This is a genomic window from Eggerthella timonensis (assembly GCF_900184265.1).
Taxonomy (GTDB): Bacteria; Actinomycetota; Coriobacteriia; order Coriobacteriales; family Eggerthellaceae; genus Eggerthella; species Eggerthella timonensis.
In genome coordinates, this window is record NZ_FXXA01000002.1 from 2,124,566 (window position 1) to 2,148,207 (window position 23,642).

15 protein-coding genes and 1 riboswitch are annotated in these 23,642 nt (G+C 63.9%); of the genes, 5 read left to right on the forward strand and 10 right to left on the reverse strand.

The window, feature by feature from the left end; genetic code table 11:
• Nucleotides 1-22 precede the first annotated feature (22 nt).
• The 4 genes from C1A15_RS08780 to C1A15_RS08795 all read right to left on the reverse strand — a co-directional run bounded on the left by C1A15_RS08780 (nucleotide 23) and on the right by C1A15_RS08795 (nucleotide 5,122).
• Nucleotides 23-1,162: a 4Fe-4S binding protein gene (locus tag C1A15_RS08780; RefSeq protein ID WP_101722213.1), complete on the reverse strand. Its 1,140-nt coding sequence runs from the start codon at nucleotides 1,160-1,162 to the stop codon at nucleotides 23-25.
• On the reverse strand, nucleotides 1,155-2,696 hold the full coding sequence (gene gltX, locus C1A15_RS08785; protein ID WP_101722214.1) for a glutamate--tRNA ligase: 1,542 nt from the start codon (nucleotides 2,694-2,696) through the stop codon (nucleotides 1,155-1,157). The genes C1A15_RS08780 and gltX overlap by 8 nt, the downstream gene beginning before the upstream one ends.
• 738 nt (nucleotides 2,697-3,434) lie before the next feature.
• Complete coding sequence (locus tag C1A15_RS08790; protein ID WP_245864984.1) at nucleotides 3,435-4,214, reverse strand: hypothetical protein; 780 nt, start codon at nucleotides 4,212-4,214, stop codon at nucleotides 3,435-3,437.
• 173 nt (nucleotides 4,215-4,387) lie between these two features.
• Nucleotides 4,388-5,122 (reverse strand): lipoprotein intramolecular transacylase Lit, encoded by a 735-nt coding sequence (locus C1A15_RS08795; protein WP_101722215.1) that lies wholly within the window; start codon nucleotides 5,120-5,122, stop codon nucleotides 4,388-4,390.
• A gap of 248 nt (nucleotides 5,123-5,370) precedes the next feature.
• On the opposite strand from C1A15_RS08795, the gene C1A15_RS08800 reads away from it, so the two are divergent.
• On the forward strand, nucleotides 5,371-6,780 hold the full coding sequence (locus tag C1A15_RS08800) for a helix-turn-helix transcriptional regulator (RefSeq protein ID WP_101722216.1): 1,410 nt from the start codon (nucleotides 5,371-5,373) through the stop codon (nucleotides 6,778-6,780).
• 42 nt (nucleotides 6,781-6,822) lie between these two features.
• On the opposite strand, the gene C1A15_RS08805 is transcribed toward C1A15_RS08800, so the two are convergent.
• From C1A15_RS08805 to C1A15_RS08815, 3 genes are all read right to left on the reverse strand, one after another.
• Nucleotides 6,823-7,047, reverse strand: a complete 225-nt coding sequence (locus C1A15_RS08805) for a 4Fe-4S dicluster domain-containing protein (RefSeq protein ID WP_101722217.1) — start codon at nucleotides 7,045-7,047, stop codon at nucleotides 6,823-6,825.
• A gap of 52 nt (nucleotides 7,048-7,099) precedes the next feature.
• A complete protein-coding gene (locus tag C1A15_RS08810) occupies nucleotides 7,100-8,992 on the reverse strand; it encodes an FAD-dependent oxidoreductase (RefSeq protein WP_180953046.1) in 1,893 nt (630 codons plus the stop codon).
• A 340-nt stretch (nucleotides 8,993-9,332) separates the two neighbouring features.
• Nucleotides 9,333-10,697 carry an ATP-grasp domain-containing protein gene (locus C1A15_RS08815; RefSeq protein WP_101722219.1) on the reverse strand — a complete coding sequence of 455 codons (1,365 nt, stop codon included), beginning with the start codon at nucleotides 10,695-10,697 and terminating at the stop codon, nucleotides 9,333-9,335.
• Between the two features lie 309 nt (nucleotides 10,698-11,006).
• A riboswitch (SAM riboswitch) is annotated at nucleotides 11,007-11,099 on the forward strand.
• Between the two features lie 8 nt (nucleotides 11,100-11,107).
• Between C1A15_RS08815 and metK the strand changes: the two genes are divergently transcribed.
• The gene (gene metK, locus C1A15_RS08820; protein WP_101722220.1) at nucleotides 11,108-12,373 is read left to right on the forward strand and encodes a methionine adenosyltransferase; all 1,266 of its coding nucleotides are present in this window, start codon (nucleotides 11,108-11,110) and stop codon (nucleotides 12,371-12,373) included.
• A 489-nt stretch (nucleotides 12,374-12,862) separates the two neighbouring features.
• On the forward strand, nucleotides 12,863-14,242 hold the full coding sequence (locus C1A15_RS08825) for a helix-turn-helix transcriptional regulator (protein ID WP_101722221.1): 1,380 nt from the start codon (nucleotides 12,863-12,865) through the stop codon (nucleotides 14,240-14,242).
• A gap of 43 nt (nucleotides 14,243-14,285) precedes the next feature.
• Here the strand turns inward: C1A15_RS08825 and C1A15_RS08830 are convergent, their stop codons facing one another.
• Nucleotides 14,286-15,782 (reverse strand): FAD-dependent oxidoreductase, encoded by a 1,497-nt coding sequence (locus tag C1A15_RS08830; protein WP_180953047.1) that lies wholly within the window; start codon nucleotides 15,780-15,782, stop codon nucleotides 14,286-14,288.
• A gap of 89 nt (nucleotides 15,783-15,871) precedes the next feature.
• Nucleotides 15,872-16,498, reverse strand: a complete 627-nt coding sequence (locus C1A15_RS08835) for a cytochrome c3 family protein (RefSeq protein ID WP_101722223.1) — start codon at nucleotides 16,496-16,498, stop codon at nucleotides 15,872-15,874.
• Between the two features lie 269 nt (nucleotides 16,499-16,767).
• Between C1A15_RS08835 and priA the strand changes: the two genes are divergently transcribed.
• Nucleotides 16,768-19,113 carry a replication restart helicase PriA gene (gene priA / locus C1A15_RS08840; RefSeq protein WP_101722224.1) on the forward strand — a complete coding sequence of 782 codons (2,346 nt, stop codon included), beginning with the start codon at nucleotides 16,768-16,770 and terminating at the stop codon, nucleotides 19,111-19,113.
• Nucleotides 19,114-19,150: 37 nt separating this feature from the next.
• On the opposite strand, the gene C1A15_RS08845 is transcribed toward priA, so the two are convergent.
• Nucleotides 19,151-20,596 (reverse strand): D-alanyl-D-alanine carboxypeptidase family protein, encoded by a 1,446-nt coding sequence (locus C1A15_RS08845; RefSeq protein ID WP_245864985.1) that lies wholly within the window; start codon nucleotides 20,594-20,596, stop codon nucleotides 19,151-19,153.
• A gap of 187 nt (nucleotides 20,597-20,783) precedes the next feature.
• Here C1A15_RS08845 and C1A15_RS08850 point away from each other — a divergent pair, with 187 nt between their 5' ends.
• A complete protein-coding gene (locus tag C1A15_RS08850; protein ID WP_101722225.1) occupies nucleotides 20,784-23,573 on the forward strand; it encodes an ATP-binding protein in 2,790 nt (929 codons plus the stop codon).
• Nucleotides 23,574-23,642 lie beyond the last annotated feature (69 nt).

Below are 23,642 nucleotides of genomic sequence, written 5' to 3' on the forward strand. Positions count from 1 at the left end.
GCGATGCTCCTTGCCTTGAGGGCTAGTCGGTCGGGGGTTCCGGGTTCTCGTCTTCGTCGCGCGCGAACGCGGCCGCGGTGGTCTCCACGAGCTCCACCGCCTGCTGCGGGCAGGCGTCCACGCACAGCCCGCAGCCGATGCAGTAGCGCGGATCGTACGACAGCAGGCCGTCCTCGGGGCTGGGGAAGCGCGCGCCCGTGGGGCACGCTTCGGCGCAGGTGAGCTCGTTCGTGCAGCGGCTGCAATCGGTCTCCGAGAGCACCACCGGCACGCGCGCGGCGATCTCCGGGTTGCGGTCGATGGCCTCGAGCAGCAGCTGGCGCTTCGGCCACATGACGTGCTTCGTGCGGCCCTGCGGCACGAAGTCGTTGAACTGCACGCCGTCCACGAGGTTGAGGCGCGCCCGGGCGCGAGCGCGTTCCTTGCGCTCGTAGAACTGCTGCAGCACGTCGGAGTTGCGCAGGCGGCGCTTGCCCGACGCGATGTCGCCCACGTCGGCGACGAGGTTCGTGAACGCGCTGCGGCGGTCGACGCCTTCGGGGTTCGCCAGGTCGCGCACGAGGTTCTCCTTCTCGGGGATCTCGTCGAGGTAGCCCACCGTGGCGCCGCTCCACTCCTCGGCCGTCTCCACGGCGTGGGCGTACAGCATCTCGCCCATCTCGCCCGCGCGCTCGCAGTCGGCGCAGTAGGCGAGGTCCGCGGCGATGCGCACCGGGATGTTCTCGGTCAGCACGAGCGTCCAGAACTCGGGGGACAGGCACGCCAGGCACGGCAGCACCACCACGTTGGCGGCGGGCTCGAAGCCGGGGAAGACGTTCTCCTTGCAGGTGAGCACCACGTCCTCGCCGCGCAGCGCGATGCGGCGGATGCGCGCGTGCACGTCGATCATCGTGACGCGCGAGGACGAGAACGCGTCGCAGATGCCCAGGCAGATGCCGCAGCGCGTGCAAGCGTCCGCGTCGATGACGGGGCGCCCGTCCTCCGCGAACGAGATGGCGTCGTGCGGGCAGGCCAGCGCGCAGCGGTCGCACGCGGCGCCGCGCACGCGCGTGCAGTAGTCGCGCAGCACGACGATCTGGTTGGGGCGGTTTTCCGCCTCGGCGGGCTCGCGCACGTCCGAAGCGTTCGCACCCTCGGGCATGTTCTCAGGGGCCTCAGCCACCGAACACCTCTTTCGTCACGTAGTCGATGCGGGCGAGGACGTCCTCGCGGGGCAGGAGCTCGATGCTCTCGAACAGGGGCGGCGACACCATGTTGCCGCACACCGCCACGCGCAACGGCTGGAACAGCAGCTTCGGCTTGAGCTCCAGCTCCTCGCCGCGGGCGCGGCACGCCTCCTGTAGCGCCTCGGCTTCCCAGGCGACGCCCTCGTCGGCCAACACGCCGCGGCAGGCGGCCAGCGCCTCGTCGGCGCGCGCGCCTTCCTTCTTCAGCACCTTGTTGACGCTTTTCTCGTCGAGCTCGCGCACCTCGGGCCCCCAGAACATGAACGCCAGCTTGGCGGGGATCTCGTCGAGGCGCACGAGGCGCTCGGCCACGAGCGGGTAGAGCTTGACGTACCACTCCGGGCGCGCGCCCAGGTCGGCCGCCGCCGCATTGCGCGCCTCGTCGGCGAGCTCGCTGTCGGCCGCGACGCCCGCATGCGCGCGGAAGAGCCATGGCATCGACGCCTGCACCCAAGCGCCCGCGTCCATGGCCTTGATGTACTGGCCGTTCATCCAGTCGAGCTTCGTCTCGTCGAACACGGCGTCCTTCTTCGTCACCCGGTCGAGGCCGAATTTCTCGCACAGGGTGGCGCGGTCGATGAGCGTCGTCTCGCCGTCAAGCGACCAGCCCAGAAGCGCCAGGAAGTTCACCATGGCGTCGGACAGGTAGCCGCGCTCGTAGAACTCCTCCACCGAGGCCGCGCCGTGGCGCTTCGACAGCTTCTTGCCGTCGGGGCCCAGGATCATCGACAGGTGCGCGAACGTGGGCACGCGCAAGCCGAGCGCCTCGTAGATGAGGATCTGGCGGGGCGTGTTGGACAGGTGGTCGTCGCCGCGGATGACGTGCGTGACGCCCATGTTCGCGTCGTCGCACACCACGGCGAAGTTGTAGGTGGGGGAGCCGTCGGTGCGTACGACGATCATGTCGTCCATCACCTCGGCCGGGAAGCTGACGTGGCCGTACACGGCGTCGTCGAACTCGATGGCGGCGTGGTCCTCGGGCACGCGCAGACGCCACACGTGCGGCTCTCCCGCGGCGATTCGGCGGGCCGCCTCGGCGGGGTCGAGGTCGCGGCAGGTGCGGTCGTAGCCCGCGTAGCCGCCCTCGTTCGCCTCGGCCGCGGCGCGCTTGGCGTCGAGCTCCTCCTTCGTGCAGAAGCAGGGGTACACGCTGCCGCGCTCCTTCATGCGCTCGAGCGCCTCGGCGTACGTGTCCATGCGCTGGGTCTGGAAGTACGGGCCGGCGTCACCGCCCACCTCGGGGCCCTCGTCCCAATCGAGCCCCAGCCATTTCATGGCGTTGAGGATGACCTGCACGTTCTCCTCGGTCGAGCGCTCGGGGTCGGTATCCTCGATGCGCAGGATGAAATCGCCGCCCATGGCGCGCGCGAACGCCCAGTTGTAGATGGCCGTGCGGGCGCCGCCCACGTGGAGGCGGCCGGTGGGGGAAGGTGCGAAGCGCACGCGTACTTTCTTGTTCTCGTCAGTCATGGTTGCGGTGATCCTCCGGATTGGATGATTTCTCGTTTCGAGCCCTCGAAACAGGGTTTCGGGGACGAATGCCAGTATAGACAACCTGGCTCAAGCCGCAAACCGCATGCGCCGCATCCTCATCAAAATGTTCGACCGACGCGCCCGCGGTGCGTTGGTGCCGCGGGCTTTCTACGTTGGATGCCGAACTTCAGCCGCGTCGATGTCGGAACCCCGCTTTCCGGGCGGCAGAGGGGTCACCCGATTGGTCCCCTGCTGCGAAAAGCCGCGCTTTCTCCCATGTACCGGACTTTTGCGCACCTTTGCCATGGGAAAACATCTCTCGTGGGAGGTGATGCGATCCGCTGTTAAAGAAAACCGCAGTTCAGAAATAAACCAAGACATACTTTTTCCTTTTCGGCCCTCTGAGAGGTGCGCATAAGTCGGGTACATGGTGCTTTTCGGCCCTTTTCGATAACGCGAGCGCGCATAACTCAAAGACTTGCCCTGCTTCGGTTTCCGCGCGTCGCGCAAGGGGCGCCGTGAGGGTGGCTGCGCCGTTGGAGCGCTCGTTTCGCCTATCGCTGAACCAGCAAGCGGTGGAGCTCGATGCGCCGAGACGCCCATGCGTTCCAGCCCGGTCCGAACTTCTTGCCCAGAGCGCTGGCCACCAGCAGTGCGACGCGTTCGAATTCGTAGTAATTTCGAGCTTGTCCCCAAGTGAGGGTCACCACCCGTGTGCCCAGATGCTCGATGCCGTTACGGCGTATGGCATCCTCGGATGCTTTTCGGTCGCTGCGGTGGTGCTTGTCGCTGTCGTATTCCACGGAGATGTTCGCGCGGGGCCAGTACAGATCGGGGGGGGTACGCCGACTGCGGCAGCGCGCGGCGGTTTTTCCGTGCCACTTCGAAACGCGGGTTCAACTGTGGTTTCTCCAGACCGAAACCTCCCATGCGCGGATCGAATACCATGGTTTCCGCGATGTCGGTCTCCATCGGCGACAATGAGTTGTCGCACGCGTAGCGCAAGGCCCGCTTCACTTCGGCGGCTCCGCGCACTCCCCGGGCCTTGTCGACGAAACGCTCGATGCCGACCACGGTCGTCGCGGGCGGCAACTCGGCGGCATCGCCTCCTCGACCGCCGGGCAGACGGTAGCGGCCGCAGAGCTCGTACAGGAATTCGACGAGCAGGGGAAACGACATCGACGGCGCGATCGACAGGCAGGTGAGCTCGGGCGAGGCGACCATCACGCGGCGCGACAGCTTGACGAAGGATCGCTCCGGCAATCGGTGCGAGCACACGTGGAGCCGCGCCCTCTTGCATCGCCTGCGCGACGACGCATCGGGTACGAGGAGGTGGATCGGCTCGGAGAGCCATCCGACCCCCGCCTCCTCGAGGGCTGTGAGATCCGAGGCGCTGAACGGCGACGTCGCGAAACCCTGTCCGAACGGCGTGGCCGCTCTCGTGAACGCCTTCGCGCTCGGGGCGGTCTTTCTCCAGTATTCGACGGCCGACGCATCGGTAAGGTACAAAGTCATGTCGCTCCTTCCCGGTAGGGCCGACTGGGGAAACGAATGACATCTTACCAGTTCAAATGCTAAAAATATACCGATTTGAACGCTGGAAACGCGCTGGGTTTTGGCTAGATCCGCGTAGATTTTCCGCTAGGTCCGCGTCGGTTCCGCGCGGCTTCGCAGGTGGGAGGTGCGCCCTACGCGCCCTTGCGACGCAAGAACACGCCGACGACGACGGCCGCGATCGACAGCAAGCCCGTGGTCGCGAGCCACACTGCTCCCATCCCCATCCAGAATTCGGGCGGGTACATGGTGATGAGCAGCGAGTCGTAGGAGAAGGTCCAGGTGCCGTTCGCGAAGAACAGCGAGTGGAAGGCGGTGAAGAAGCCGTTGAAGTCCACGACCACCCAGGCGGCCAAGAGCGCGAACACGGCGACCACCGCGATGCCAGCTGCCAGCAGCACGCCGCCGAGGGCGCGCCGTCCGACGCGGATGGCCACGTGAGCGCAGGCGGCTGCGGCCAGAAGCGCGACGACGATGAGCCCGATGCGCGCGCCCGCCACGACGCGGTAGACGTCGTCGAGGTGCGACAGGGCGTCGGCGGGCAGCGTGTACTCCTCGGGGGCGGCGGCCAGCTCGTCGGGGCCGGTCTGCGCGTAGGGCGTGTTCGCGCTCTTGTTGATGGCGTGCAGCGCGGAGAAGACGGCGTCGCGGTCGTTCGACCCCACTGTGTAGTCGCGCGTCGCCACGGCTGCCTGCACGAGCTCGTCGTGCGAGAACGGCGTGCCGGGATTGCCGTTGCCCGAGAACGCTCCGGCGAGCGCCTCGGTGGTCTGCGGAAACGCCGCACACGCGGCGAACCCCGCCGCAACGAGCGTCACCGTCAGCGCCGCAGCGGCAACCACCGCGGCAAGCTTGTCCAAAATGCGCATCTCAAGTCCTCTTCATCGTCATGGTTCGATGTCTCGTTCGCATAGCACCGGAATCGGAGCTGCCAGTATATCATCCCGTTCCGCCGCGGCATCCTCTTCGCCCTCATCGTCCGGAAACGCTCAAGTGAGCGACCAGGATCGTTCGTTTGGATGGCAACGCCCGCTTACAATGCAATGCTATAATCGATTGGAGGGTCGGTGTTTTCGGGATTGCGTTTTCTCGAAACGCGGGATGAAAGAAGGGGAATTTGCTTCCAAAGCAGACGGAGGGGTTGTTCGACAAGGATACCGCTCTGCTCATCGGAGGGTTGGCGACGTTTTGGCCCTGCATCAAGGAACCGACGTTCTTCCTCGTCGGCTTTCTTCAAAAATCGAACGTCGGTGCTATGTGGGGCTTGTTGAGCCTCCTCTTGTATCTGGCAGCGGTGCTTCTCGCTTCGGCTGCGTTGGCGCGGTTGCTGAGAAACCATCGCGATCTTCTTTCGAAGAAGGGCATTATCGCGTTCGCCGGCTGCTGCGGAGCCGCCGGTTTTGCGATGGCGAGCAGCGAGGGCTTCTTCAACGCCATCGGCGTTGCGATGCTCATCCCGGACTCGATCTTCATCGTTGTGTTCGTGAATGCTTGGGGAGGGATGCTGGTCGAGAGGAGCAAGAGCAGCATCCCGCTTATCGTGGCGCTATCTTTTGCACTGTCTGAGCTGCTCAAGCTAAGTTGCGCGCTGCTTGACGTTTCGTGGGGAGCGGTGGTGTTTTCGCTGGTGTCTGCGGTGTTGCTTCTGCTGGCTTCACATGGGGGAGGTGCGACGCTTTCGTTGGGCAAGTTCTGTACGAAGGCCTTTCCTTGGCAGTTCCTCGCGCCTTTCGTCGGTTTCGTCGCATTGTGGTCCTTCGTCTTGGGGTTTTCAACCGAGGACACGCTCGGATCCCTTTCGTGGAGCGGTCGGATTTGGCTCTATGGGTTAGGGGGCGCCTCCCTTTTGGCAATGGCCCTCTTTTTCGGGGCGATGGCGAAGAAGGGCTTTTCCCGCCATGCCTTGCTACATCCGCTTGTCACGGTCGTTATCGTGTACATGGCCATGCTCGCACTCGTCATATATCCTCAAACGTTCGATCATGGATTCGTCAAGGTGGGGATGTTGGTCATGCAGGGGTGTTTGAACGCGCTCGCTTTCATATTGGTTTCCTACACCGTAGCAGAACGACGGCTTCCCCAGGTGATGCTGTTTGCCCTATGCGCCACGCTGTTCAACGGAAGCTTTTGGATGATCTTGGGGGACATGGTCAAGTCGATGGGGCACGGCTCGGTGTCGCTTGCGAACAGCCATGTCGCTCTCGTCCTCCTCTTCGTAACGACGAGCGTGCTCATAGTGTTTCTCCTGCGTTATGTGACGCAGCTTGACAAAGGGCTTAGGCGTCAGAAAGCGCAGACGACGGTAGAGGAAGCGTTGTGCGATAAGCTCGCATCCGCGAAAGGCCTGACCGAACGTGAAAAGGATATTCTATCGCTGCTATATCGCGGGTACAGCGGCAAGGCTATGTCTCAGGAATTGTTCATCTCGGAAAGCACCGTGCGCACCCACACCGACAGGGTGTATCGCAAGCTCTCGGTTCATTCGAAGCAGGAGCTCATCAAGATGGTGGACGCCTATCGAGACTAAGAAGAAGCGCCCGGCGAAGCGTCGCCGGGCGCGAGAGATGCTCTACCTTACTCCTACCGCAGGTGCATACAGGTAGGTCGCGGGGTCGAACCCGAGAGAGCCGCTGGGACAGTACAAGTAGCACTGGGCGCAGCATTGGCAATTCTCCACGTAGGCGATTACCGATTTCATGCTTTCCTTGTCGAATCGCATGACGTCCATAGGACATATTTTGGCGCAGGTGCCGCACCCGATGCATGCATTCAAATCAACGCGTTTGACGGCCATAGGGGTATCCTTTCCATGTTGAAGACTGACGGATCGTTTTCCATGCGGCAGCTCACGAGCCGATACCGCCGCCCGGGCCGCCCGGGCCGCCTGACTGGGCTACGGGGAATTCGATGCCGAGAGCTTCGGCCTCGCCGTCGAAATGGTAGCCAGGGTAGCGCGTTGCGTAATCGGCGCTCAGGTCGCCTTTCCACTCGTCTTCCACTTCGACGAAGCCGATGTCCATAGCGTCGCCGCTCTTCGTCGCGGTGAAATACCCGATGAAATCGTCGTTGCGATACGGATAGTCGATGCGGTAGTGCATCCCGCGGCTTTCCTTGCGCTCAAGGCCGAGACGGAGCTTTATCTCGCTTGCAAGCACTTTGTGGCGAATCTCGCGACACAACTTGAGGTCGTGACTGCTCGCGGCCCTGACCTTGGGAAGGTACTTGTCTCGAATGAACTCGACTTGGGTCAGTGCGGCTTTCATGCTGTCCTCGTTTTTCAGATAGAGGCAAGCGGGATTAGACATGACGTTCAACAGCTGTTGGTTGACCCAGTTGGGGTGGTAGCCTTTCTCGACGCTCAGGGGCGCGAGGATGTCGTCTACGATCTCGTTCGCCTTATCTGCGGGCAGATCGACAGGGGTCGCCGCGTCGACATACTCCGCAGCGGCTTTCCCCGCGCGGAAGCCCTGTATGGAGCAACCGCTTGACGTAAGACCCGTGATACCGGAATAGCACGCACCGCCGATGGCGGAGGCGTTCGGGCCGTCGCCTGCGACGTAGAGGCCGGGCAGCGTCGTTTCCCCGAGCGTTTCATCGAGTCCGTTGAACACGCCACCCGTCATGTGCAAGGGCATGCCCGGTGCTGCGCCAGGAAGCTTCCAACTGCCTGCGCGCCCTTCGTCCGGTACTGTCCACTCAGGGTTCGACACGCCTTGAACGCAGGGATCGAACACGATGCGCTGTTGGAACCCGTTTCCCCACAGGTCGTCGTCGGCCGTTTCCGCCGTCACATCGACCTGGTTCTTGCCCAGCGTTTGCAAATACGCCATGCTCTTAGTAGAAAGGTTGCTGCCGGGTTTTATGTCCCAGGCCAGTTGGTATGCCTCGAACTCCATGTTTGCGATGGGCAGCCCGTGCTGATATCCGATGTACGTGGCATCGTAGGAGCCGCCGCCGACGGGCATGGTGTTCGATCGTATGACGCCGGTGCCCGAGCAGAGGATGACAGCGGCGGCCTTCACGGTGATGGGGGTGCCGCTCGGGATGTGGAAACCCACGGCACCGGCGATCTTCCCGTCGTTCTCGACGACGTCGCATATCATGGTGTGATCGAGCAGTTGGGCTCCGGCGTCCTTGACGACGTTCGCGAAGAGCGGTCGACGCTCTTTGGAAGACACGTCGGAGCTCTGAACGTACCCGCGCAGGTCGTCATGTCCGTCGCTTCCGTCGAAGTAGCCGTCCACCCAGCAGCCGGCTTCTGCGACGCTGGGATATTCTTGGAAGAATCCCCACTCTTCCATGCGCTTCATGTAGGCGGGGTTTTCCTCGCACCAGACCTCGACCCAGTTCAAGTTGCAGAGGTACTCGTTGGCTTGCATCATCTTCTTGAGCAGCTTGTCCTTGTCGGTATTCTGGCCGAATTCGGCAGTGCCCTCGGCCCATGCCGACATGCCTCCGTAACCGGGATACCCCTTCTCCGCGACGAGCACGCGCTTGCCCGCTTGCGCAGCTGCGAAAGCAGCGTTCATGCCCGTGAAACCGCAGCCGACAACGAGGACGTCCACGTCGTAGTCTGTCGTATCAGGCGGCGCTTCCTCTGGGACAGCCAGCTCGCTCGTGACGGGGGCGTCGTAAGCGACGTCGTTTTCGTCACCCTGATCGGCTTGGGTCGACTGATCCGCCGCCTTGGCGCTGGGCGAGCATCCAGCGAGCATGGCTCCGCCTGCAGCGGCGGCCATGCCTCCCCATGTCAGGAAACTGCGCCGAGTCAAACCTGCTCTCTCTTCCAATGTCTCTCCTTTCCGGGGTTCGAGCGGCGAGGCGAAATGTCCAGGGCGGTTCCCTGCAGACATCGTTTCGCGCTGCTTCGCTCGCGTCCCCTCTCCTCATCGGAATGTGTTCGGATGGGTATCCGACGCCATGGAGCGTACCGAGCGAAGGGAGTTTGCGTCATCGGAAGAAATGTACGAAAGCGTCCTTTAGGGGGAATCGTATAGAAAAGCCCAGGTAGACAATTGTTATCTACCTGGGCTTTGATCAGCTATTTTGCGATCGATGCTCGAATGCTCGCGATTGCGTTCAGTCCACCCAGATCGTGGCGGCGGTCATGCCCTGCATCTCCTTCGAGATGGTGGGCAGCGGCCCCAGGCGGCTGAACACGCCGGTGAACACGCCGTCGTACAGGTACAGCCCGTTCAGGTTGTTGTACAGCTTCGGAGCGTCCGACACCTCGTCGTCGGCCAGCTCGTCGATTCGCGCGTCGGGCGGCAGCGTCTCGGTCTTGAACGGGCGGATGTAGCGCTGCACGATGAACGGGAAGCCCGCGCGGCCGTTCGCGAACTTGTCGATGAGGCCCTCCCACTCTTCCTGCGACACGTAGCAGCCGGCGTACACGTCGTCGGCGCCGTAGTGGTCGGTGGGCTTGATGATCCACTCGTCCTTGTTCGCGCGGATCTGCGGCACGTTGATGTAGTCGTCGTCGAGAAACGCCGTCATCGGCACCGTCTCCTCGATGAACGAGATCTCGTCGCCGTCGAGGAACTCAACGGTGCGCTCGTCGAACAGCACCTTGAAGATCTGCTTGTCGTGCACGATGTGCCCGGCGAAGCTGCCGATGAGCGCAACCTTCTCGGCGCGCACCGCGTTGAGAAGCTCCTGCGAGTCGTCCCAATGGTCGATGACGTCGTTCGTGACGCAGCGGCGCCAGATGGCGTCGATCTGCAGGCCGTCTTTGTCGCGCAGCACCTCGCCGTCGAAGGAGAGATCGCGCACGTCGGCCACCACGCATTCCACGCCGCGCTGGCGGAACAGGTCGGCGTAGATGTGGAACTCGTCCACCACGCCGTTCTCCAGATAGTCGCAGATGGCGATGCGCGGGTTCTCCACGCGGCGAACATAGGTGGCGTAGATGTCGAGGAAGGCCTGCACCCACGACTCGAACAGCTCGCAGCCTTCGACGCGATGGCGGTTCGCGAACTCCTTGAACGTCTCGGATTGGGCCACCGACGTGGTGATCTCGCGGTTCTCGTTCATGCCCGACGAGCCGTCGGCGTTGAACTCGCAGAACTTCACCCGGTAGTCGTCCTCGTTCAGAAACGTGTCCACGCGCGCGAACGGAAGCACCGAGTCGTAGCCGCGCGGCAGGCAGATGAGCTCCTCGAGGCGCGGGTCGAAGTCGAATGCGCGACGGTACTCGGGGTCGGCCAGATAATGCTCGATGACCTTGACGAGGATGCGGTGCGCGGTTTCCGCCGTCTCCTTCATCGTGTCGTAGGTCTTCTTGTTGAACAGGCGGGGGATGAAGGAGCACGCCACCACGCGGTGGTGCACGATGGCCGTGGAGTTCTGCATGTAGTCGAAAGCGGCGCGACGTCCGGCGACGTCTCCGCCGAGCGAGTCCATGATCTCGAAGTACTCGCGCGTGTAGTCGGCGTTGGTTGGCATGGCGATCCTTTCGGGACACCGCTCCCGCTGCGTCGCGCGCTTCGGGGCGGGGGATAGGTTTTTCAGCCGAAAAGTGTACCATGAGCTGCGCGGCCCGATCGGGGAAGTTGCCGTATCGCCACACGAACGGCGGCTGCGCGGAACCTTTCAGGAGCGATACTCCAGCAATTTGCTGGCGTTTTATCCGGACGGGCACGCCGCACTCGTGAGGGTTGCGCGCTTGCGACGTTTCCGGTCTTGCGCCGATGCTGCTTTCAGGGTACCATCGGCAAGGTTTCACGGGGATTCCGGCCATGTGCGCGGTTCTCTGTTTTATCAAGAGTCGGGGGAGAGAGTTGGCTCTGAGATCCCGACACCAACCTGGCGGATACGCCAAGGTGGTCCGGCCTACAGCGATGAAGGAGGAACTTATGGCCGAAGATTGTTCTACGTACCTGTTCACGTCCGAGTCCGTCACCGAGGGTCATCCCGACAAGGTGTGCGACCAGATCTCGGACGCCATCCTCGATGCGATCCTCGCGAAGGAGATCGAGCTGGCCGCGTCCGGCTACGTGGCCCCCGACGGCAACCCCGCCGATCCCGCGCAGGTGCGCGTGGCCTGCGAGACGATGGCCACCACCGGCATGGTCATCGTCACCGGCGAGATCCGCACGCAGGCCTACGTCGACGTGCCCGCCATCGTGCGCGAGGTGCTGCGCGACATCGGCTACGACCGCGCGAAGTACGGCTTCGACTGCGACACCTGCGGCGTGCTCAACGCCATCCACGACCAGAGCCCGGACATCGCGCAGGGCGTCGACGAGAGCTGGGAGGCGCAGCGCGGCCTGGCCGGCGACGACCCTTACGAGTGCGTGGGCGCGGGCGACCAGGGCATGATGTTCGGCTACGCCTGCGACGAGACGCCCACGCTCATGCCGATGCCGGTGTACCTGGCCCACCGCCTGGCCGAGCGCCTGACTGCGGTGCGCAAGGACGGCACCATGCCGGCGCTGCGCCCCGACGGCAAGACCCAGGTGTCCGTGCGCTACGCGGACGGCCTCCCGGTAGGCGTGGAGAAGGTGGTCGTGTCGACGCAGCACGCCGAGGAGATCGCCCACGACGAGCTGCGCGCCCAGGTCATCGCCAACGTCGTGGAGCCGGTGCTTGCCGCCGAGGGCGTGGAGCTTTTGGAAGGCGCCGAGATCCACGTGAACCCCACGGGGCGCTTCGTGGTGGGCGGCCCCATGGGCGACGCGGGCCTCACGGGCCGCAAGATCATCGTCGACACCTACGGAGGCATGGGCCGCCACGGCGGCGGCGCGTTCTCCGGCAAGGACTGCACGAAGGTGGACCGCTCGGCGGCGTACGCCGCGCGCTGGGTGGCCAAGAACGTGGTGGCCGCGGGCCTCGCCGCGCGCTGCGAGGTGCAGGTGGCCTACGCCATCGGCATGGCGAAGCCGGTCAGCGTGATGATCGACACCTTCGGCACCAACGCGGTTCCCGAGGCCGACATCATGGCCGCCATCGAGTCCGTCTTCGACCTGCGTCCCGGCGCCATCATCGACGCGCTCGATCTGCGCCGCCCCATCTACCGCAAGACGGCCGCCTACGGCCACTTCGGCCGCGAGCTGCCCGAGTTCACCTGGGAGCGCACCGATCGCGCCGACGAGCTGCGGAAGGCGTGCGGGCTGGCGTAACGCAACCTGCATATGCGTGGCGAGCCGCCCGACGCGATTGCGCCGGGCGGCTCTTGTTTTCGCGCCGGGGTCTTTCATTGAGGCGGGCGTTTCAACTCCCTTTTTTGACCGTTGTCTCCGAAAAAAGCTTGTGGGACTCTTGTCGTGGGCAGAGCCGCTCGGAATGGCAACGTTTTCACCGATTTCGGCATTTAAAGTCGCGCCCGATGGGCTCCGGCGGGGCGGCGAGCGAGCGCCTTCTTCGCGACCTGGTTTTATCTAGGATAGATCGCGTCGACGACTTCTATGTTCCCGCACTAGGCTCCGAAATCAGCGAGTACTTGCCATCGAGGACCCTTCGGGTTGCGTGAAGGCTGCAGAGGGCGTGTCGGTCGCGCGTCGAAATCGCTCATTGAAGGAGGAGCGGGAGCGCGCATATCTCGCTCTTTGCATTTACTGTTCGCTTGTGATCTACTATGGGAAATAGGGGGAGATCAGAAGGGGAAATAGATGAGTTTTATGGTTCGGTTAAACGCCGAAATCGACAAGTTGTCCGTACGCGCATTCGTCTGCGTTTCCTTTTTGGGCTGTGGATTATGTCGAGCGTGTATCGGCTGGATGCTCATGCTCGTGCGCGAGGCCCGTTTCTTGCCGGATGGGGTTTTGCTCAGCGGGCATCACGCGGTTGATCTGGGTGAGCTGATCGGATTCGTCTTGGCGATAATCCTTGTTCGCAAACGGAGTCCTTTGTATGCGAATCCCTTTTCGTTTATTGGGTCGTTTGCATGCACAGTCTTCGGTGCCATGCTCATGTATGTAGCCTTGGTCTTGCAGTCTGCTCCAATATTCTACGTCGGTGGTTTTATGGGCGGTTTCGGGTATGCGACGCTTTTCCTGCTCTGGCTGGAGTTCTACGGATGCCTGTCGCCGCGAAATATGGTGTTAGCGTACTCCTGTGCGTATTTGGCCAACTTGTTCGCATGGCTCGCATTGTCCGGATCGAATGATTTGATCGGGCTTCTCCTCGTGGCCGTGCTTGCCGTCTGCTCCGCTTCGCTCGTGGTCGTTAGCTACCGAAAGATTCCCGAAGGGGATCGCTACCCAGGAAAGCCTTCGTTTCGCGGGCTCTCGTGGCAGTTGATCCTTTGGATTTCGATCTTCGCTTTCGCATACGGCGTCGGCGACAGCATCACGGGGACGGGTTTCGCTACTATGGCCTCGAAGATCGGCATGGCTGTGCCTGGGCTCGTCGTTATTATCAGCATCCTGTTCATGGAGAAGTTTGATTTAGGAAGCGTGTACCAAATCGCTCTCGCCTTTATGCTGGCGGGTATCGGCCTCTCCTTCTTTTTCGCATCGCTGCCCGTGCTCTCCCAGCTGCTCATGAGCGCAGCGAATGAAAGCTATTGTATGCTCGCGTTCGTCGTCGCTTGTACGTATGCGTATCGCACTAAAACATCCTCAACGATATACTGCGGAATCTTGGCCGCATCGTCGCTGCTATTCACGCAAATCGGTTTGTTCGCGGGTCGCTTGATCGTCACACCTGAAACGAGCGCTGCGGTGAGCTTCGCTGTCGTTATGATGATCGTCGTCGCGTCATCGTTCCTGTTCAAAGAGCGTCATTTGGCAGAAAAAGTGCAGTTGGAGCGTGCGGATAAATCGTTTGAGGAGGAAGGTCTGCTGCGGATATGCGAAGAGAAGAGCTTCACCGTACGGGAAAAGACGATTTTTCTCATGCTTGTAAGAGGCAAGAGGACGATCGATATCAGCGACGATCTGTTCATATCGCAAAGCACGGTGAGGTCGCACGTGGGGAAGATCTACGAGAAGCTCCAGGTGCACTCGCGACAAGAATTCGATACGCTTGTCGGCCGGCAATGCCGGTAAGAGGGCCCCACGCGTTAAGCTTGCGTGGGGCTTGTGAAGGTCGCTATCGATCGGTTGTTTCTGAGCTGGAAAGCGCCGCCTGGGCAGCGTGATGACCGGCGATCCATGCAAAACTGCAGATGCTGGCAAGCACGCCGACAGAATCGTGGTAGGTTACCCCGCCTGCAACTCCTTGGTTTGCGTAAAGACCGGGAATAACGCACCCGTTGACGTCTATTACCTGGGAGTTCTCGTTGACTCTCAGCCCGCCGTAACATAGGCTGACGCCGGGGACGACGGGGATGGCGAAATACGGCGGCGAGTCGAGGGCGACTGCCTTGTCTCCGTTGCTTTTCGGGACGTCGAGGTCTCCGCATGTGCCCGCGTCGCACGCCTCGTTGTATGCGCTGATCGTTCGTAGAAGTGCTGCTTTCCTAACTCCATGTAGGGAGGAAAGCTTTTCGGCCAGTTCTTCAATCGTATCCGCTTGGACGATCGAGACGCCGCTGTCGGCGAGTACGTCTATCTTTTCTTTGCCGAGACGTTTCGACGATCCGACGCATTTCTCTCGAATGGCGGAGTCAAGGATTACGTACGCTCGCGCGAACTTCTGATGAACCGTTTCGTTCGAGACTACATTGTCTCGTTGCGTTTCGTCGTCGTAACGCATGCCGTTCTCGTTGACGAGGCAGCAGGACCCGCTCCATCCCTGTATGTTGGACATGAGTCCTTGTTGAAGCGCGATCCACTCGACGTCCTGAATCCCCTTATCCCATTCCTCCACGCTGCTTACGGTAGTGAAGGGGTAGGCCAGATGGTAGCCGTAGAACGTGCTCAGCCCCTTGCTCAGCGAAGCGCCTACCGCAAGACCCATGCTCAGTCCCGCCCCGTCGTTGTGCGGATTGCCACGATTCGCCATTTGATCGGCGTACGTGCCCATGTACTGCCGCATCATGGCCTTATTGCCCATGAAGCCGCCGCAAGCAAGGATCACCTTGCTGGCTTTGATGCTGATGCTCGCGCCTTGCGCATCCCGTGCAGCGATGCCGACGACCGTGCCCGATTCATCTGCGATCAGGTGATTCCCGCGGGTCTGGTACAGGATCTCCCCTCCGAGCGAGACGAGGTATTCGGCAAGCCAGTCCGCAAAAGACGCATTGCCGTCGGGTGAGCCGGCGTCTGGATCGAACTTGAAGTTGCCGTCGATCTCCTCGCAAGGCGCGTCGATGTCGACGAGCCATTTGGTTAAGCGGTTCCATCCTTCCGCATACGTTTCGAGCATGGACGGGTCTGCCATAGGAGCATCTTCGAGAAGGTTCTCCAATGTGATGTCCTTGCCGCCGAACCCGAGCGTTCCGCTGCACAACAGGCCGGTTCCCCCGGTTCTGACGGATGCTTCGAGCACGATCACCCTCGCATCGTCTTCAAGCGCGGTCGCTGCCGCAACCATGCCTCCGAATCCGGCGCCGACCACGACGACATCGGTTTCTTTGTCCCATGTCCCCGTTTTCGACGATTCTTGGGTTGCTCCGGAGCATCCAGCGAGGCTCGAAGCCGCCAAGGCGCCCGTTCCTAAAACGGCGGCGGTCAGAAAACCCCTACGACTGCATTGTCTCATAGTATCCCTCCTGTAGTGGTTTTTTAGCGTGCCTACGAATGACATGTTCCGCATTCGAACATGTCTTCGTGATGACAGTTCGTGCAAGTTTCATGCGTCTCATCCGTTGCATTCGTCTCCTTGTGCATGAAGTGGCAACTTGTGCATGTGATGTTCCCTTCATGTCCGTCCGTGAGGCGTGGGACCTCGTGGGGGTTGACGGCGGTACCTTTGCTGTCGATGACGAGCTTGTCGAGTGTTGTGGCGGCGAGGTCTTCGTACGTTCCGTGACATATTGCACATGTCTCCTCGCCGACCTGGGTTTTCTTTAGCTTCTTCGGTGCGGCCTCATTTGCTGCAACCTCTTTATGCACGAGACTCAGGTTAGACTCGTCCGTATGGCAATCGATACAACCAAGGCCTTCTTTTTGATGCGTGGAAACTAAGCAGGAAACATCGGAGAGCGAACTCGATTCGTCGCTGTGACATTGGTCACAGTTGGAATCGAGCGACCATAAAGAAGCTTCGACTGCTTGCGGCTGATTTCCACTACTCTCGTTTTCCAGCTGTGCTTGAGGTGCGCAACCGCTTGAGCACGCTATAACGGAGCAGACGAACGCGCATGCTGAGAGCGTGAGGACGAATCGCCTTGCTGGTTTTGCTGCTGTCAATGTTTTCACCTCCTTTCCTTAATTCGGTTCGACGGTACCGATGCCGGGGCGCGTCCAGCAATAGCTATTGCGTCCAGGTTTCGCCATATGGCGTCCAATTATGCGTCTACAGCCGTTCGATCTGGTGTTTTCAAACTTCAGCTGAATGGGGGAAAGTAGCGGAGTCGGACGGTGGGCAAAAGATGATGCAAGGGCCCGGTTGAGGGCGCTCAGGGTTTTCGTGCGGTCGATAGCTAGGCGTTCCTGAGATGGCGCGGGGTTGGGATATACTGGGAAGCATGAAACTCGCATCGGTCATTCTCGACATACCCACGCAGGCGCTCGATACGCCCTACACCTACGCCGTTTCCGATGAAGCGGGCGGCGGCGACCAGCCGGTCGAAGTCGGCTGCGCCGTGCTCGTGCCGTTCGGCTCGCGCCAAGCGGTCGGCTTCGTCATCGGCATCGAGGAGCGCGACGACGGCGACTGGCCCGTAGGGCTCGATCCTGCCAAGCTCAAGGGCATCGTGCGCGCGGTGAGTCGCCCGTATTTCGACGAGGAGGGCGCGGCGTGCGCGCAGTGGCTCTCGGAGCGCTACATCGCGCCTCTGTCGTCGTGCGTGCGCCTGTTCACGCCGCCGGGCGGCGTGCCGCGCATGGTGCGCGCCGCGAAGGGCTACTGGCGCCTCGAAGAGCCGTCGGTGGGGGAGGTGGACGACCGCTGGGTGGTGCCGGGCCCGGCGTTCGCGGACTTCGAGCCGCGCAAGAACGCCGTGAAGCAGGCGTCCATCGTGGCGGCCCTGCGCGGCGGCGAGCTGCGCGTGGCGGAGCTGACGGCCGAGTTCGGCGCGGTGTCGTCGCCTCTCAAAACGTTGGAGAAGCAGGGGGTGGTGCGCATCGAACACCGCCGTCGCATGCGGGGGATGGTCGAGGACGTCGCTGGGTCTGCGGCCGCGCCCGAGGCCGCGGCGCCGTCGTTCACCCCCTCCGCCAAGCCGCTGCTGACGCCGGGGCAGGCCGGCGCGCTCGCCGCCATCGACGCGGCCCGCATGCGCGGGGCGGGCGAGGTGGTGCTCGTCGACGGCGTCACCGGCTCGGGCAAGACCGAGGTGTACCTGCAGGCCATCGAGGCCACGCTCGCGGCCGGGCGCACGGCGTGCGTGCTCGTGCCCGAGATCTCGCTGACGCCGCAGACCGTCGCGCGCTTCCGCGGCCGCTTCGGCGACATGGTCGCCGTCATGCACTCGCGCATGAGCCAAGGCGAGCGCTATGACCAATGGGACTTCATCCGCTCGGGCGCGGCGCGCGTGGTGGTGGGCGCCCGCAGCGCGCTGTTCACGCCGCTCGCGAACCTCGGCCTCGTCGTCATCGACGAGGAGCACGAGGGCTCCTACAAGCAGGACAGCGCCCCGCGCTACCACGCACGCGACGTCGCCGTGTGGATGGCGCGCCGCGCCGGGGCCGCCGTGGTGCTGGGAAGCGCCACCCCCTCCATCGAGGCGCTCCATGCCTGCGCGAAGGATCCAGCGTGGCACCATGTGGAGCTGCCCGAGCGCGCGAACGGCAAGCCGCTGCCGGAGGTGCAGGTGGTGGACATGGCGAAGGAGTTCAGCGGCGGCTCGCGCTCGATGTTCGCGCTGCCGCTCGCGCGCGCCCTCGAGGAGGAGCTCGCGGCCGGACGCAAGGCGGTGCTGCTGCTCAACCAGCGCGGGTTCGCGAAGTTCCTTTTGTGCCGCGAATGCGGCTTCGTGCCCGAGTGCCCGTCGTGCTCCACCTCGCTCACCTACCACGAGCGCGGCAACTTCCTCATCTGCCACCACTGCGGCTACCGGATACCCTCGCCGCCGACGTGCCCCGAATGCGGCAGCCCCTACCTCAAGAAGTTCGGGGCCGGCACGCAGCGCGTCGAGGCCGAGCTGCGCGTGCTGCTCGACGAGATGCCCGGCGTGGGCGCAGACGTGCCCATCGTGCGCATGGACGCCGACACCACGAGCGGCAAGGGCGCGCACCAGCGCCTGCTCGAGGAGTTCGCCGCCGCCGACGCGGCCGTGCTGCTGGGAACCCAGATGATCGCGAAGGGGCTCGACTTCGAGGACGTCACGCTCGTAGGCGTCATCAACGCCGACACCATGCTGAAGCTGCCCGACTACCGCGCGGCCGAGCGCACGTTCGACCTCGTGGAGCAGGTGGCCGGCCGCGCGGGCCGCGCCGAGCTGCCGGGGCGCGTGCTCGTGCAAACCTACGAGGCGGCCTCTCCTGCCATCCGCGCGGCGGCCTCCTACGACCGCGCCCTGTTCTTGCGCGACGAGCTGCCGAAGCGCCGCCTGCTGGGCTACCCGCCCTACGTGCGCATGGCGAACGTGCTGGTGTGGAGCAAGGACGAGCCGGCGGTGCGCCGCGTGGCGGCCGAGCTGCAGGCGGGGCTCGAGGAGGTCGTGCGCGATTACGGCGGCGAGGGCTGGAGCGTGCTGCCCGCCACGCCGTGCGTGCTGGCGAAGCTGCGCGGCACGTACCGCTGGCACATCGTGGTGAAGTGCCCGGTGGAGGCCGACCTGTCCACGGCGCTGCTGCCGTTTTTCCGCCGCCGCAAGCCGGACAAGGATGCGAACGTCGCCATCGACGTGGATCCGGACGACCTGCTCTAGCGCATCCCCCGCGCAGGCGGCCTCCCCGTCGAGCGGCTCACGAAACCTTCAGGGGGCCGGTCGCCAAAAGCCTGTTCTCGGCGACGGTCGGCGCGCCGAACAGGCTGCCGAAGAAGCGCTGCGCTCCCACGCCCCAGCGCTCCCACCAGGTAGGCGCGGCCACGTCCCCGACCGCCACGAGGTCGCCCTCCCACAGCACCTCGTCCCCCTGCCGAAACGTCAGGCGGCCCACCACGTCGCCGCTCTCGACGTCGCCGCTGAGCGCGGCGAACGTCGCTTCCTGCTCGATGCGCCCGCCGCCGACGCGCGCCGCGACCGTGGCGTCCGCGTCGAGCACCGTGGCCTCGACGGTGCGGTCAGTCCAGTCCCCGTGCGCCACCTCGGCTACCACGGGGCGAGCCTCCGTCGCGCCGCCGATGTCGGCGTCTATGGTGCGCGGGGCGTTGACCAGCTGGTACGTGGCCATCTCGGCACCGGTCGGCTCCGACTCGGCCGGCGCCTCGGCGGCGGCCTCCGCTTCCTCGACCAGCGCGCCGCGCTCGGCGAACACCCAGTCGTACAGCGCCTCGGCGTCCGCGAACCGCTGCTGCTTCGAGGACGACCCCAGCACCACGGCGTAGTACTCGTGCCCGTCGCCGCGGTTCACGGCCGTCGCCGCGCAGGGGCCCGCGGCCAGCGTGTAGCCGGTCTTGGCCGCGCACGTTCCCTCGTAGCTGCCCAGCATGGCGTCCGTGTTCGTCAGCGTGAGCGTCGCGGGCGCGCCGCCGCGCTGCACCGTGATGTCCACCTGCGAGAACCCGATGTTCGCGCGGACGAGATCGATCCCCATGGCCGCGCGCAGCATGACCGCGACATCGGCCGCGCAGCTGTACTGGCCTTGGGCGTACGCATCGAAGTCCAGGCCGTGCGGGTTCGTGAAGCGCGAGTTCGCCAATCCCAGCTCGGCCGCCTTCGCGTTCATAGCCTCGACGAAGGCCGCCTCGCCGGCGGGCGCATCCCCTTCGAGCCCGTCTTGCGACAGCATCCGAGCCCCGGCCGCCTGGGCGATGGCGGCCGCCGCGTCGTTGCCCGATGCCGTAAGCAGCGCCTTGAGGGCGTCGTCGAACGTCATCGCGTCGCCTTGCACGAGCCCCGCGCTCGACTCGCCGACGCTCGCGGCCTCGGGCGTTACCTCGATCGTCGAGGAGGCGTCGAGCCATTCTGCCGCCACGAGCGCGGTCATGATCTTCGTGAGCGAGGCGATCTGCGCCGTTTCGCCGGCGTTGCGACCGAACCAGAGCGTGCCCTCCTCGTCCACGAGAGCCGCATGCGAGGCGTCGAGGTCGGGGAGCCGCTCGCCTGGCAGCACGCGCTCGGACGCGCTGCGGCCCAGCACGAGGTCGCCCTCGTCCACGATGCCGTGCGCGGCAAGCGGCAGGCAGGCGAGGCCGACGGCCGAAGCCAGGCAGGCGGCGAAGAAGAGGCGATGGCGGAGGGCGTTCATACGGTGCTCCTCGGAAGGGGGCGGGCTCGGCGGCGATTCTCCGGCCACCAGTATACGCGCTCGACATGGTCGCCTGCGGGGCGCTTGAAAACCCCGCGGCGTATGTCGGATTGGTGGTTTTGTTCCATACCGTGGTATCCTAGCGGATCGTGGGACGTGCTCGCAGGGGTCGAAGGAGGGATGGGCTGTGAAAACGAGAGCAGCGCGCTGCATCTGCTCGGCGCTGATCGTGGCGCTGATCGCCATGTCCGCCCTCGCCGCGCCTGCGGCCGCGTTCGCCGACGACGGAGATGCGATCGGCACGTCAGGGCAGGATCGCGTGTTGCGCGTGGCGTTTCCCGAGGTCGAGGGCATCAGCGAGATCAGCGACGACGGCGTGCGCTCGGGCATCTTCTACGACTGGCTCACCGAGATCGCCAAATACACCGGATGGCGCTACGAGTTCGTCGACGGCGATGCCGAGGAGCTCATGAGGAAGACGGTGGCCGGCGAGGTCGACCTTATCGGCGGCATGTACTACCGCGAGCAGATCGCCTACCAGTACGAGTACTCCACCTTCGCCATGGGGTCGAACCATGCGCTGCTCATCAGCCTCGCCGACAACGACGACGTCGTCACCTTCGATCCGAGCACTCTCGACGGCAAGGTCATCGGCACCTACGAGAACGCGACCGAGAAGATACGGCGCCTCGAGAACTACCTCGACTTCAACGGCGTCGACTGCACCGTCTTGCGCCTCGACTACGACGCGTACGCGCAGTGCCTCGACGACGGCATCGCCGACCTGGTCCTGGGCGGCGATGTGGACGTCACCGAGGGGCGCCGGGTGGCCGCCGAGTTCGACGGCGAGCCGTACTATATCGCCACGCCCGCCGGAAGCGACGTGATCGACGAGCTGAACGCGACGATGACCTCGATATACGAAGCGGATCCCGAATTCGCCAACGAGCTGGACGCCAAGCATTTGCCCTCGCGGCATCAGAGCTCCATCAGGTTCTCCAAGGCCGATCTCGCCTACATCGACCGCTCCGACGTGATCAGCGTCGCCGTGATGGAGGATCGCTTCCCCCTGTTCTACGAGCGCGACGGCCAGCCCCAAGGCATCGTGAAGGACGTGCTCGACCTCGTCACCGAGCGCACCGGGCTCACGTTCCGCCTCGTTCATGCGAGCACCTACCAAGGCGCCATCGACCTCGTGAAATCGGGCGAGGCCGATATCTTGGGCGGCTTCATGGACGACGAGTACGTCGCCGACGAACAGCAGCTCGTCATCACGGACGGCTTCGCCTCGCTCAACGAAGTGGTGTTCCGCAACAAGCTGGCCTCCTCCGAAGGCGCGGTGTTCGCGCAGATCGACGGCCGCGAGGGGGCCGACGGCGTGGACGCATCCGAAATCGTGCACTACCGCACCTACGAAGACTGCCTCGAGGCGGTGAACTCCGGCCGCGCCGACGTCACGAGCATGCCCGTCGCCTACGCCGAGAGCCTTTTCACCGATCGCTCGTTCAACAACATCACGCCGGCCACCTCCGAGCACCACGAGGCCAACCTCTCGTTCGCCATCGCCCGTCCGGTGGACCCCGACCTCTATTCGGTGCTCAGCAAGACGGTGAACAGCTTCTCGCAAGACGAGCTCGACACCATCTTCTCGCGCAACACCATGCCCTCGTTCGGCAAGCAGCGCACCATCCAGGCGGTCGTCTCCGAGAACCCGCTGCTCGTCGTGGCGCTCGGCCTCGTGCTGTGCCTGTTCGTGGGCGCCATCGTCATCGTGGTGTCGGTGGCGAAGGTGCGCAACCGCATGATGGAGATGAAACTGGAGAAGGTCGAGGAGATGGGACGCGCGAAGACGGACTTCCTCTCGCGCATGTCTCACGAGATCCGCACGCCCATGAACGCCATCATCGGACTGTCGAACGTGGCGTCGCTGTCGGGCGAGGCCACGCCGTCCATCCGCTCGAGCCTCGAGAAGATCAACACGTCGGCCCAGTTCCTGCTGTCGCTCGTGAACGACATCCTCGATATGTCCAAGATCGAGAACGACAAGATGCACATCGAGACGGCGCCCTTGTGCCTGCGCTCGCTGGCCGAGCGCCTGCAGAGCATGTTCTGCATCCAGGCCGAAGAGAAGGGCATCCTGCTCGAGGCGCGCTGCGACGCCGACGACGTCGTGGTGGGCGACGACGTGCGTTTGCAGCAAGTGCTGGCGAACCTGCTGTCGAACGCGCTCAAATTCACCGATCCGGGCGACACCATCCGGCTGAGCATCGGCGTGCTCATGCGCGACGAGGGCCGTGTGAGCGTGCGCTTCAGCGTGAAGGACACCGGCGCGGGCATCCGCGAGGAGGACCTCGAGCGCATCTTCGTGTCGTTCGAACAGGCTTCCGAGAACCGTCGCAACGCGCAGGGGACCGGCCTCGGGCTGGCCATCAGCAGCAACCTCGTGCGGCTCATGGGCGGCAAGCTGGACGTGCGGAGCCGTCTCGGCGAGGGCTCGGAGTTCTTCTTCGTGCTCGAGCTGCCGGCGGCCGACGACGAGGCGCTGGGAAGCGGCATGGCCGTCCCGGACGCCGCCGAGCGCTCGCTCGAGGGCACGCGCGTGCTGCTGGCCGAGGACAACGACCTGAACGCCGAGATCGCGGTGGCGCTGCTCGACATGCAGGGCGTCGAAGCGCGGCGCGCGGCGAACGGGCGCGAGGCCGTGGACCTGTTCGCCGCTTCGGATCCGGGGTCGTTCGACTTCGTGCTGATGGACGTCAAGATGCCGTTGCTCGACGGCCTCGAGGCGGCGGCCGAGATCCGCGCCCTCGATCGCGCGGACGCGCGCACGGTGCCCATCATCGCGCTCACGGCCAACACGTTCCAGGAGGATCGCGAGGACGCGGCGGCGGCCGGCATGAACGGCTTCATCCCCAAGCCCTTCGACGCCCAGCAGCTCTACGAAACGCTGCGCAGCTACTTGCCTCCCGAGGAGTGAGCGGTTCTCCTCGCGCTCTTCGCAAGCTGAATATTCATCGTCGAAATGGCGGGAGAGTGTGGTATATTA